This is a genomic window from Fibrobacter sp., assembly GCF_045601785.1.
In the GTDB taxonomy this organism is placed as follows: domain Bacteria; phylum Fibrobacterota; class Fibrobacteria; order Fibrobacterales; family Fibrobacteraceae; genus Fibrobacter.
Map to the genome: position 1 here is coordinate 1 of NZ_JAZSAF010000033.1, position 13,234 is coordinate 13,234.

The 13,234-nt window shown below is 51.7% G+C and carries 8 protein-coding genes; 3 read left to right on the plus strand and 5 right to left on the minus strand.

All coding sequences use genetic code 11. The annotated features are described in order from the left end of the window. A partial coding sequence (locus ACKI61_RS05150; protein WP_407456703.1) for a glutamine synthetase III occupies positions 1-703 on the minus strand: 703 nt, incomplete at its 3' end. A 243-nt stretch (positions 704-946) separates the two neighbouring features. Between ACKI61_RS05150 and ACKI61_RS05155 the strand changes: the two genes are divergently transcribed. Next, positions 947-1,990: a sigma-54 interaction domain-containing protein gene (locus ACKI61_RS05155; protein WP_407456704.1), complete on the plus strand. Its 1,044-nt coding sequence runs from the start codon at positions 947-949 to the stop codon at positions 1,988-1,990. On the opposite strand, the gene ACKI61_RS05160 is transcribed toward ACKI61_RS05155, so the two are convergent. After that, a complete protein-coding gene (locus ACKI61_RS05160; protein WP_407456705.1) occupies positions 1,983-7,712 on the minus strand; it encodes an InlB B-repeat-containing protein in 5,730 nt (1,909 codons plus the stop codon). The genes ACKI61_RS05155 and ACKI61_RS05160 overlap by 8 nt on opposite strands. Before the next feature lie 223 nt (positions 7,713-7,935). Here ACKI61_RS05160 and ACKI61_RS05165 point away from each other — a divergent pair, with 223 nt between their 5' ends. Then, the gene (locus ACKI61_RS05165; RefSeq protein ID WP_407456706.1) at positions 7,936-8,976 is read left to right on the plus strand and encodes a hypothetical protein; all 1,041 of its coding nucleotides are present in this window, start codon (positions 7,936-7,938) and stop codon (positions 8,974-8,976) included. A gap of 11 nt (positions 8,977-8,987) precedes the next feature. After that, positions 8,988-9,800, plus strand: a complete 813-nt coding sequence (locus ACKI61_RS05170) for a hypothetical protein (protein WP_407456707.1) — start codon at positions 8,988-8,990, stop codon at positions 9,798-9,800. Between the two features lie 19 nt (positions 9,801-9,819). On the opposite strand, the gene ACKI61_RS05175 is transcribed toward ACKI61_RS05170, so the two are convergent. From ACKI61_RS05175 to ACKI61_RS05185, 3 genes are all read right to left on the minus strand, one after another. Next, on the minus strand, positions 9,820-11,307 hold the full coding sequence (locus ACKI61_RS05175; protein ID WP_407456708.1) for a DEAD/DEAH box helicase: 1,488 nt from the start codon (positions 11,305-11,307) through the stop codon (positions 9,820-9,822). A 127-nt stretch (positions 11,308-11,434) separates the two neighbouring features. Further along, the gene (locus ACKI61_RS05180; protein WP_407456709.1) at positions 11,435-12,796 is read right to left on the minus strand and encodes a polysaccharide deacetylase family protein; all 1,362 of its coding nucleotides are present in this window, start codon (positions 12,794-12,796) and stop codon (positions 11,435-11,437) included. 218 nt (positions 12,797-13,014) lie between these two features. After that, on the minus strand, positions 13,015-13,234 hold a 220-nt coding region (locus ACKI61_RS05185; protein WP_407456710.1), incomplete at its 5' end, for a hypothetical protein.

The window sequence follows — 13,234 nt, forward strand, 5'->3', positions numbered from 1 at the left end:
CCGGGCGTTGCAGGTAGAAACGTTTGTCAATCAGGAAGTATTCCTGTTCGGCACCGAGCGTGACCGTCGTCTTCTTCGGGCCCGCCTTGAAGCAGGTCATGAGGCGGCGGGTAGATTTAGAAAGAGCTTGCAAACTGCGCAGGAGCGGAGTCTTCTTGTCGAGCGCTTCTCCGGTGTAGCTGCAGAACGCCGTCGGAATGCAGAGCGTAGCCCCGTTGCCGTGACGCTTGAGGAATGCCGGAGAAGTCGGATCCCAGGCGGTATAACCGCGGGCTTCGAAGGTGGAACGCAAACCACCGCTCGGGAAGGACGATGCGTCCGGTTCGCCGACGATTAAGTTCTTGCCGCTAAAGGCCATGATGGCGCGGCAACCATCGGGTTCAAGGAAGGAGTCGTGCTTTTCGGCAGTGGAACCGGTGAGCGGCTGGAACCAGTGCGTAAAGTGCGTGGCACCGCGGTCCATGGCCCACTTCTTCATGGCGTGGGCCACATCGCCTGCGATACTCGGATCGAGGGCGGCACCTTCGTTAATGGTTGCAATCAGCTTTTCGCAGACATCCTTGGGCAAGTATTCGCGCATGGCATCGATGTTGAACACGTCCTCGCCGTAGAAATCGACATTGACCGGTCCGGCCGGCTTGACGGGCGCGGTAGGGGCCTTTGCGATTTCGTTGATGGTCTTTTTGCGGTAGCTTACGCTCATTTTGAACCTCATTTTTTATGCATTGTCATCGCGCACTTGTTGCGCGATCACCGTTTTCGGAAGAAATTAGGAATAAAAACGAGGGTTGGCACTTGATTTTAGTGGTTATTTTCGCAATTTTTATTACAATATTGTAAAAATAATGTATATTATTACAAAAATGTAAAACATATGAAGGATTATTTTACAAAGAAAGGTGATGCCGGAACAAGTCCGGCATGACAAGCAAGCGGTAAAATCTTCATGAACACCGAAACAGAAGAAATAGAACGGCTGAAAGCCGAAATCAAGGCACTCCGCGATATCATCGACGAAAAGCCCGGCAAAATGGTCGGCAACAGCGGCGAAATGCGCGAGGTCTACAAGCAAATTAAGAAGTGCGCCAAGAACGACGCACAGGTGCTCATCTACGGCAACGACGGCACGGGCAAGGAACTCACCGCCCACACCATCGCAGAACTTTCTGCCCGCAAAGAAAGCCCGTTCGTCGTAATGGGTTGCACAAACTTGAGCGAAGGATTCGGAAACCCGGCGAACACTTTTGAAAGCGAACTTTTTGGCTACGAGCGCGGCGCATTCATCGGCGCAAACAGCCGTCACTTGGGCAAGGCAGAAATCGCAAACGGCGGCACGCTATTCCTGGACGACGTCTCGGCGCTAAGCCCCAAGAACCAGGAGATTCTACTGCGGTTCATACAAGACCAGAGCTTTTACCGCCAAGGGGGCAACATCCACCTGCATAGCGACGTGCGCCTGATTGCAGCTTCTAGTCGCGACCTCGAAAGCCTAATGCAGCAAAAACTTTTTCGCGAAGACTTGTTCTACCGTCTGAATATCGTGCAGATAACGCTCCCCGACCTAGCGCAGCGCAAGAGCGACATTCTACTTTTGGCGGAGCATTTCATTTCGCAGGTTAACCTCAAGTACGGCACACATGTGGTGCGTCTTTCAACCCCCGCAATCGACATGCTCATGAGCTACCACTGGCCCGGCAACGTGCAAGAGCTCGAGAACTGCATCGAGCGCGCAGCCCTCGCCACCAGCGACGACTGCATCCATTCGCACAACTTGCCGCCCACCTTGCAGACCGACGAATCGGCCCGCAAGCCCATGCTCCCGAACAAGATTGCACCGCTCTCAACGCTCATGGACACCTACGAAAAAGAAATCCTGAGCGAGGCCTTAAAAAGAAACGGCGGCAACATGTCTGCTGCCGCGCGCGATTTAAGTATTTCGCCGAGAGTCATGCACTACAAGGTGCACCGGTTGGGCATCAACATTACTTGATGTTCACCTGCACCGCTTCGCGGCCCACGCGAACCATGTAGCTGCCGGACTTCGAAACATCCACACGCTGCGAGCCGTTCGACACGATACCGCTACGGACAACGCGCCCACCCATGTCAATCACAGCAAAGCGTGAACCTACCTGTGCATCGACGATGTCAAACGAGCGGGATTCGACAACCACATCGAAGCTAAGCTTCAGTTCCGTGAACACAGCCGTATAGACGCCATTCTCGACTTTCCATTCCGTGAATGCGTAGGTTTTCTTGCCCTTGGTGTAATTCTTCACAACGACGCTTTCCAGGGCACGGGCAATCACCGTATCGGCACGGTCCGTGTAGATGACTTCGATTTCGCCCGTCTTTCCATTGACATTGTAGCGCACCGTCTTCTGGAACAGCGGATAAAGGCTCTTGTTGCCATAATCCGTCTCAAGCATCGCCTTGACATGTTCGCCACGGCCCTTGGTCTTTGTGTACCAGCCCTTGAACTTCCATGATGTATCGGACTTCATGATCGCCTTGGGCAACTTGGTCACTTCGCCAAAGCGGTAGCCATCGAACTTCTTGGTCAGTTCGGCACCTTCGGGCAGATGGAAGTTTATCTTGAACACCAGCTCGCCCTTCACGAACACCGGTTCGTAGTAGTCGGTCTTCTCGTTTTTCTTCCAGCCGATGAGCGTATGGGCAGAAGTCGGGCCTTCCACCTTGATCGGCGGCAAATGGTTTTTCAGAGCATCGTTTATCTTTTGGTTGATCTGGGACTCCGTATCTTTTGAGCGGATATCGACATGGATCGTATCCGCATCGCCATCGCCGTACTTGACAACGATCGTTTCCACAAGCAGGACGCCCTTGAAGTCCGGTTCGTAGATTCCCGTACTCGGATCTTGCTTCCAGTCCAGTACATAGGACGAATCGCCATCGGATTCCTTGCTCGGAAGAGGTATTCCCATACCTTCAAGAGTCTCGTTGATCTTCTGGACAATCTCCTTGTGGATATCCGTCACGTGGACAACCACTTCGGTAAAGCGTTCAGGATCGTCCTGATACTTCACCTTGATGGTATCCAGCTTGACAGACGCATCAAAGTTCGCTTCGTACATGCCCGTTCCGGGGTTCAGCTTCCATCCGTCAAAGTCGTAGGTAGAATCTTCGTCTTCAGCCTTGGTCGGAAGCGGAATAGGCGGCACATGGCTTGCGAGAGCATCGTTGATCTTTTCGCTGACCAACGAGTCAGAATCGGAATCACCCACCACCACATGGAGCGTATCGCCGGCATCGTTATAAGACACCACCACGACAGGCGGGGTGATGGTCAGGGAACCGTCGGTCACGTCGAATGTCACGCTGAAATTGCCATTCTTGTTTGCAAACTTCGCTGCAGAAAGTCCCATCGCATAGGTTCCGCTCTTGGTCTTCCGGATTATGGTATCGCCGCTGAAGGTAACGTCTCCCACAGAGTAAAGGGCGTTGTCGACAGAGATGTCGTAACCGGACACCACCTGTTCTTCGCCGTTATAGGCGTAGGTACCGCTGCGTCCGGCAACAGTTACCATCACGGGGGCCTTTGTCACCGTGAGCGTTCCATAGGCAGGGGCGGCTATCGTATAGTTCTTGGACGTATCGGTTCCGGCAATTAGCTTATAGGTGAAGTCGTTGCTGCTAGAGCCAACATCGGTCTGCGAACCGGTAACCGTAAAGTAGGCGCCTTCGTTCGGGGCAAAGCCGTCGCCGCCCACAGTCACCGTCGGGGCCGTAAGAGCCTCTCCATCGTATACCTTGGAAAGAGTCGCCGAGGTCAGCGAGACGTTGCGCTTGGTAATCGTGAGCTTACCCTTCACAATATTCACATTGTAGTTCGGATTAGCGGTGTAACTTGCCGAAATCGCATTGGCATAGGAACCCGCATTCTTGTCCGCAAGGTTGGTGCGGAAATAGGCCACCGAGCCAAGATCGTTCTCGTTGACAAGTCCCGTCACACTTCCGCTAAACTCCGGATCGGCATCGCCGTACAGTTTAGAAGCATCTGTAACGGTAATGGTCGCCGCCGCCTTGGTCACTGTCAATGTACCAAGATTTTCAACAATTTGGTAGTTACCCTGCGCTGCAGAACCACCCCAAGTAATGGTATACGTATTCTTAGAAGAACCAAACAAGGTCTGGCTTCCCGTCGCCGTTACGGTCGCCGTTTCTCCATTGACAAAGACCGCCGTTACGCCAGCCGTAAGCGGTGTTCCATCATAAACCTTTGAGTCACTTGCAGTCGTAATGGTCAGCGGAGCCTTGGTCACTGTAAGTGTACCCGCGACCTTGTTGATTGCATAGTTGGCCGTAACATCAGTACCGCTATTGGTAACCTTGACTGTCTTCACCGTATTGGCAACAGAACCTACATTCGTAACGGAGACGTCATTCATCGTTACAGACAGCACATCTCCCGAACTCAACGATGTCGCACATTCTGGACAGGTGTAATTCGCATTAACCAACACAGAGCCATCGTATACCTTGGATTCACTTGCGGCTATCACCGTGATGATTGGCAATGCCGTAATCGTTATTTTTGCAGTCGTCGTTGGCTCTCCGGTATAGTTCGGGTTAGAAGCCTTGATATTGATCGTGTATGTGCCCGGCGTCGTCGGCATAGTCAATTCGCTCAAGCTTTCTTTCCACACGTCGCCATCTCCGTCAACCTGGTACCTGAAAGTCGTCGTGCCACTAGCCGCCGTACTCGTCGGAGTTCCCTGAATCGATCCGCCGACCGGCACATTTTCGTCAGCCAATTTAATGGTGAACGAGCCATTCTTCGGGTTAATCGTAAGACCCGTAGACGGTGGCATTATCGAAGTCACATTGTAGTTTGCCGTCACGTCATGGCCGTCGGCGTCCAGAATTTTCACATCGGCAGGAGCGGTCATCACAGCCGGATAAGAACCAGCGTCCGTCGCAGTAATTTCGTAACCCACATTATGGGTATGTCCAGACAGCAGACCCGTAGGAGCAGCCTTGCTTTCAACATGGATTTCACTTCCCGTATAGGTCTTTGTGACATCCTTACCTTCAAAGCTTACATTCTTAGGAGTAACCGTCACCGAACCGCTTTCCTGGTAGACGACATTGAAGCTTGTTGTCACCGTATCACCCGTCGCATTGTCCGTAATGACGAAGCCCACAATTTTAGCTTCAATCGGACCATCATTCACATTCTTGATAGAATCCGTCACAGCAACAGCCTTGTATCCACTCGGAACACCCGATACCGTCACCTTGGCACCGCAGCTCTTGCCATTGTACTCGCAGGACTTTGCTTCGACCTTGACCGTCACCGTTTTCTGAGTCCACTTCGCATAGAAATCCTTGTTGCCATAAGGAGACTTCGCTTCTAGCTTCGTGACCTTGCTTCCGCTAAAGTCTTCCGCAGCATACCAACCGCCAAAATCGTAGCCAACCTTAGTCGGATTCTTCAGGTTAACCGCAGCCGTATTCAGATTGTAAGACACGGGGTTATCCACATGGTTGACGCCTCCATCCAGATGGTATGTAACAGTATATTCTGTAACAGCCCAGTGCGGATAAAGAACGATAGGAGCATCCGTGGAATAGAGCGCTCCCAGCTCATAAACCTTGGCACCATCATTTTGGGTTGCCCATCCGTCTTGAGTATACCCGGCTGCCGTAAAGACCGCCCCCTGCAAGGTCAAGTCGACACCATGAATCTTTTCGGTTTCAAAACCATAGCCCTGGCTCTTGGAGCCTCCATTGTACACAACCTTATAGGTCTTGACAGCCCACTTCGCATAGAGCGTCTTGTCACCCGTAGAGCCTTGCGTAATCTGTGCCGCCTTGTTCGTATAAGCTCCATCATAGAACCAGCCCTTAAACTCGTAACCTTCCTTGACCGGAGCCTTCAAAACGATAGACGACGTTTCTATCGTGTAGGAGGACGGGTTATCCGCATCATTCGTTCCGCCACCCAAGTTATAAAGAATCTTATATACAACAGGAGTCCATTTTGCAAACAAAGTCACATTTTCCGTCACTTCGCTCTTGAAGTTATAAACATTCTTGCAAGCAGCTTCCTTGTACCAACCTCCAAAGACATAGCCTTCGGCAGTCGGCGCGGCGGGAGCATCCACAGCATCGCCTTCCGAAACAACCACTGCGGCAGGAGCCTCGCCGTGACCATTCATGTTAAAGGACACGGTAAACTGGGGATAAAGAGTCCAGCGCGCATAGAAGGTCGCATCACCAGCCGCCACCCCGAAGGATTCAATCTTGCCACCATTCTTAGAAGTGGACCAACCATCGAAATAATATTTCTGCTTGTCCACCGTAAACACCGTCGGCAAGTCCCTCAAGTCTATTCCGTCTGTCGTAATGGTTTCGCCTTCGACAACCTGTTTCGAGACCTTCTCGGCATCTTCACCCGTGTTGTGGTCGAATGTCACCGTGTAGACAACCTGGTCGCGCCATACGGCGTATACAGACTTCGTTCCATAGACATAACCCAAATCAGCATCAGCCTTTTTCGAATTTGCCTTCAACGACCATCCGAGAAACACCTTGTTTTCATAAGTCGGAGTGGAAATTTCATCGGCAGTCAGCTTCGTTTTGTATCTCTGAACCTTGTGCATCTTGGCGTCTTTGGCAAACACGCCGCCATTCGCTTCAAACTTCACGACGAATACCGTTTCGCCATCGGAATCCTTCGACACGCCCTGGTTTGTAATATGCTGTTCATTGGACCATACACCCATGTCTTCACTACATGCATTGGATGTCCAAGAGCCCCCATTCAGCTTGCAGACATATTCTTCCTTATTTGCGTCACTCACTCCAATGGGAGCTTGCCCCACAACGACCGCATCGGCAACACCATCTGCCGCTACATCGGAATCATAGTAGCAGAGCTCAATGGTAACCTCCTGCGAGGGACTCTTATCCTTACCAACAATACCGCCAATCATGTCGTTCTGCGTATTCACAAGGCTATTGCCATCGTAAACAGACGTAAAGATCGTTCCTTTGTTCGAATAACCTGCAATACCGCCGACATAGCCATCTTCGCCGGAAGCATTTACAGAGACAACACTCAGGCAGTCAATAATCTTGCCACCCGTCAAGGTTCCGACAATGCCGCCAACACCCTGTCCCTTTCCCTTAGAATAAACGACACCTGAAGCATAGCAACCTGAAACCGTGCCCCCATTGACCCAACCGACTATAGGCCCCACACTAATCTGGTTATCCTTACCGGCGCCCCCCACAAAGCCACGATCCGCATTGGCGCCCAAATGAACATTTTCCAACACGACATTCTTGACGTGACCAGAAGATCCCAAGCACCCAATGAAGCCAACATTTTGTTCATAAGAAGGATTGATCGCACCCAAGGACAAACTATCTATATAGACATTCGCTATCGTGACCCCGTTTCCATCAAAGACACCCGTCAACAGAGTACCACCCTTACCCGCCGCAATCGGGGTGAACGGGTGATTATCCAAGTCGATATATTCGGCAACCACCTTGGCATTCAGCCCAACATTTCCGCCAATCTTATTCACCGTGTCGGAGAACCACACCAAGTTGGCAGCCGATTCAATCAGGTAGTATTCCTTGTCATTGATGGTCTGCTTCTTCGCCGGAGTCCTAGTAACACCATCCCAGACGTCTGCAAACGCCAACTGAACCCCAAACACCAGGGCAAGCAAGGTCATTAACCCAATATACATGCAAGATCTTCTTTCTTTCATCGTAAGCCTGTCTTTTTATAGCCCGAAACAAGAAAAGTACCGCATACCTTTCTCCCAATATCAAAATAATTAAAATTTCTTTACAACGAACGAATTTTAGACAAAAAAATTATTTTTTTCTCCTTTTGACGATTTTTTACTTATTTTTACAAAGGGAAGCCTTATTTTGGGAGTATTTCGTAATACCATGACGACGATACAGAAGTTATTGACCATCGCAAGCCTTGCTGCAGTGGCCGTGTTTGCACAAGCACAGCCCGCCGATTCCGCAAGTGCCGCCATTGATTCTTCGCAGACAGCCGTTTCGGACCGGACAAGTGTACCTGCCGATTCAGCGACATCGAACGCTACGACTTCAGATACGACAGCAGCAGTCCAGGATTCAATCGCTACCGATTCCACGGTCGCCGCAGCCCCCGATTCACTAAACACCGATTCGACAGCAGCCGATTCCGCCGCACCCAAGAAGCCGCGGAACAAGATCACCTACGAAGAATATCAGGCAAAGGTCAAACGCACCGCCAAGAAGCGTTCCAGGACACTTCACCATGGCCTCTCTCTCGTCACCGCATCCTACAACGACAAGAGCTACGGCCACATGCACTACGATGTTGACTGGGGAACGGGTCTTGGCATGTACTACTTCTACAGGCGCTATTTCGGTAACTACCTGGGCATCCAGGGGAGAGCGGGCGCCCTTTACAGGTATTCCCGCTGGAACTTTGACTACAGCTCCACCGATGGAAAGACGGACGCCGGCGAAAAATACACGCTCACCCACAACATCGACCGCAAATACCACAACTTCGCGCTCGACATGCCGCTCACGGGCAAGTTCGGTTACCATGTCAAGGGAACCACAACCTACCTGTTTACAGGCATCACCCTCGGACTCACCAAGCCTATTTACGAAATGGTTGACACGGAGAACAGGCTCTATTTACATACCAAGGACAAGAACCTTAAAAAGGAACTGGAACTGATCGACGCCGAAGGAAAGAATCCCTTCCCGGTTTATGAAAGCCACCAGACCAAGAGATTCTTCTATATGGACGACTGGGAAACCAATAGCTGGATTGCTCTCGGCATTGAAAACAGACTCGTTTCAATTGAATTCCAGATGTTTATGATCGGCGCGACCTCACAGAACACCAACCACCGTTACAACCACATCGGCCACGACAGCCATCCGACTTGGCGCGTGTTCCTGGACTTTAGCATTAGGTAGGGAGGTTCATCATGTACCAGAAATTTATGTTGAAATCAGCTATCGTAACGCTTTTCGCCCTGGCCTCTTTACATTTGACCGCTTGTGGCGACAACCCCATGGATGTGGAAAACGAGAAGCAGCCTACCGTTTCGTTCAAGATAGACGCCATGCTTGATTCCCTTGCGGAGGAGCGTGCAAATATCGACAACTATACCTGCTACCAGGAAACAAAACTATTCGTCAAGGACAGCAAAAAGCGCTGCGATAATTTCTTGAATTTATTCGGAAAGGGCAGCGACACGGACACCGTTCTTGACGTAAAGACCATCATCAAGATGGTCAAGGACGAAGACAACTACGACAACAAGGGTAGGTTCATCGGCAAGAACAACGACCCCAAAATCAACTACCTGCTTATGAACAAGATGCTGGGCATTACGCTTACCAGCTACAAGCAGACAGTCAAGTCTATCAGCGAAGACGAGGACATTGGTGATCCCGAAATCCGATTCCTAGTCAAGTCCTACATCAACCTAGAGCCGTCCGAATACGACCCGTACTCCGCCATTGCGCTAGACACGCTCGATGTCAAGGAATGGAAGGGCAAGAAGAAGGTCGCAGTCCAGCTGCCCCGCGGCATCGACGCCATTGAAATCTGCCCCATTCTCCGCGACAAGAACGAACACGACGACTATTACGACGACGAGGACCTTCTGGACCAGTCCCTTTGCGTATCCGTCAAAAATCTCGGATGGGTTGCAGAAAACTCGGAGAAGTCTGTTACAAGCGAAGGCGAAAAGGCGAAAATTACTTGGAGCTGGTTCATCTACCAGGCGGATTAACCCGAATTTCCGCTAAATATTAAATGTTTTGCTTTGCAGCGGCTGCCTTGGCAGCCGCTTCGCGCATGCGCTTGCGTGCGCGAGAACCGGGGCGGTTCTTGCCGATAGTCCGGCGACCTTCCTGATTCTGCGGGTTCATCTGCGGAACGCCTTCGCTCTTTGCAACGGGGCGTTTTTCGTGTTTCTGCTTGTTCTGCGCCTTAGGCGCGGACTGCTGCAGTGCAGAGCCCTGCTTTTCAGACTTTACGCCGCCGCGGTTTTCGCGGCGATCATTGTGACGATTTTCATGCGGATTGCCCCGGCGCGGGAACCCGCGGCCACGGGCATTGCGCATCTCGCTTTCGGGAGTTTCCTTCTGCGGCGGCGGGAGCTTTTCGAAAATTGACTTGTCGCCTTCGGGAATGCTGATGCGCGTGAGCTTTTCGATGGCGCGCAGGTCCTGTTCTTCATCAGGGGCGCAGAAGGAGATGGCGATGCCGTCCTTGCCTGCGCGGGCCGTGCGTCCGATGCGGTGCACGAAGGTTTCCGGGACATCGGGCAAGTCGTAGTTGAACACGTGCGACACGTCGTCCACGTCGATTCCGCGGGCAGCGATATCCGTTGCAACGAGCACGCGGATCTGTTCGCACTTGAAGTTGCCCAGGGCCTCCTGTCTGCGATTTTGGCTCTTGTTGCCATGAATGGCGGCACACTTGATGCCCGCCTTTTCAAGCACGCGGGTTATCTTGTCGGCGCCGTGCTTGGTGCGGCTGAACACAAGCACCTTCTTCATTTCGGGGTGCGCAAGCAACAGTTCCTTAAGAAGAGCCCCCTTGCGGCGCTTGTCGATGCGGTAAAGTTCCTGATGGATGCGTTCAATCGGCGTGCTCTGCGGAGCCACCTCGACCCGCACCGGATTCGGGCGCAGAATGGTTGCGGCAAGCTTCGTGATGTCTTCGGGCATGGTCGCGCTGAAGAACAGGTTCTGCCTGTTCTGCGGCAGCAGCGCCACCACCTTGCGAATGTCGTGAATGAAGCCCATATCGAGCATGCGGTCAGCTTCATCTAGCACGAAGAATTCGAGAGCCTTCAAGGACACAGACTTCTGGTTGATGAGATCGAGCAGGCGACCCGGTGTCGCGACCAAAACGTCTACACCGCGAATTAAATTGCGTTTTTGCGAAACATCGCTCACACCGCCGAAAATGCAGGCGGTCGAAATCGCCGTAAACTGGGCATACTGCTTGAAGCATTCCTCCACCTGGATTGCAAGCTCGCGCGTCGGAAGCAGAATCAGCGCACGGCAAGTCTTTGGAGCACGGAACTTTCCCGAATCAAGCAGGAGCTGCAAAATCGGGAGCGCAAAAGCAGCCGTCTTCCCCGTGCCCGTCTGGGCGATTCCCAACAGGTCCTTACCTTCGAGAAGGCTCGGAATGGAGCGTTCCTGAATCGGAGTGGGTTGTTCGTAGCCGACAGCGCGCACGGCTCGCTGCAAGGGGTTTGCCAGGGGAAGTTCAGAAAAAAGCATATTAGCGCCAAATGTAGAAAATGAAATGCCCGCGCATCTGCAATAGTACCGCACGAAGGCAATAGTTGCAAAAAAAGGAAGTCCCGCAGGGGATTTCCTTTTTAGAGAGAGGTTTTATCGAAACGGATTACAGCCTGACTTTCATGGTTTTGCCGCCGACCTTGACAATATAGATGCCCTTGGCACCGGTATAGACCTTCTGTTCGACACCGAGACCACGGGTAGCACGCACCTGATGGCCAAGGCTGTTGAACACGGTGATGTTTTGGCCCTGGGCACCGCTCACGACGATGTAGTTGTCAGAAGACCTATAGACCGCCAGATGGAAGTTGTTCTGGATCGAGGGCGCAATTTCCATGCCGGGACCTTCATAGCCGCATCCTGGGATAAGTGCGTCGCAACCGACATCAGAGCTGGAAGAGTTGTCCGTTACTTCGCTGCTGGAAGAAGACTCCGGTTCCGGAGCTGCATTTGCATTAGTCACGACAATCTTGCCTGCATTGGGCACCGCGTCAAAGTAAACATAGCCGCCATCCACCTTGGATTCAAGCTTTGCGCCATCCTGCGTCACCTCGACCTTGCTCCAGTCGGTTTTCACCTTGATGGAAAGCGGGTAATCGTACTTGGAAATGTTGTCTGCAATGCTATGCTTGAGTTCGAAAGCCATGGAGTTTGCAGAGCCGCCGTCCTGCGGTTCAATTTTCGAGGCCTTGCGTTCCTTGATGTACATGGCGACATAGCCCATCGGGGCAACCCAAATGTCCTTATCTTTCTGCTGTGCATACTGGAGAGCACCATCCATTCCGCTCGCTTCGGTCGGAGAGTAGCTAGCAAAGCCGTTCGATCCCGTTGTAAAACCATGCGTGAGGAATGCGACCCAACCGCCTTGATTAAGAGCCTTATCCATATTGCCCTTAAAATCGCTAGTACCATTGCTACCCGTCATCATAGCGGCAACCGCAGCCCAGTTATTCGGGCCGTCCTTGCTCATAATGTCGGAGCCGCCGCTCCAGCTTGCGTTGCAGATTCGGCCAAGAACATAGTTCTGCAGGACCTGCTGATCACCGGGAGTATTGCAGTTCGGGTAAGCGAGAGTGATGACACCGTATTTCTGCTGAACCTTTTGGTTGAGCGTTCCCTTGGACGAAGCTATCTCGCTAGATGGCATAGCGCCGTTTTGGGGGTGGCTGTCGCTATGGCTTGCAATTTCGTGACCAGAGGAGGCTAATTTTTTCACTCCATCCCAGTTAAGCATTCCACTGTTACCACCGTTGGCCCAATTGGTGACGATATTGAAAGTCGCCTTATAGCCGTACTTGTCGAACATGGGCATAGCGATATCGACATCGCTTTGCGGGCCATCGTCAAAAGTGAAGGAAACCGCTGCCTTGCGGAAACCCGACCAGGTTGCAATTTCTGCAGTCTGTGCGTAAATCATGGAAGCACCCATGGCAAGCACGGTCGCAAAAGTCAACTTTTTATAATCCATATCCACATTCCTCTTTTTTTATCATAAATATATATAGGGGTCGCATAAAAGGGCATATCTACAAAGCAGTTTGCGTTGTTCGCCATTACAACACCACGGCAAATCCAGCATAGAAACAGAACACTCCTTGTTTAAAAGATTTTACTTTGATTTATTCGCACAAGAGTGTATTTTGAATTTGGGTTGGATTTTTTACTCGAAGAGGTGCCTATGCGCAGCTATTTTTCGGGTGTTTTGGCGGTATACTTTGCCGTCGGGATGTGGGGTTGTTCAGAATCGTCAAGCGACGACATTTCTGCAGCAAATAACGAATCGTCTATCGAAGGCGAGGGGAATTCACCAGGTGAAGGGCTGTCGTCCGACAGCTTTTCAGGATTGTTGTCTTCGGGGGAATTTCTTAACGAAATATCGTCGCAAAGTTCCGGAACAGGTGACGGG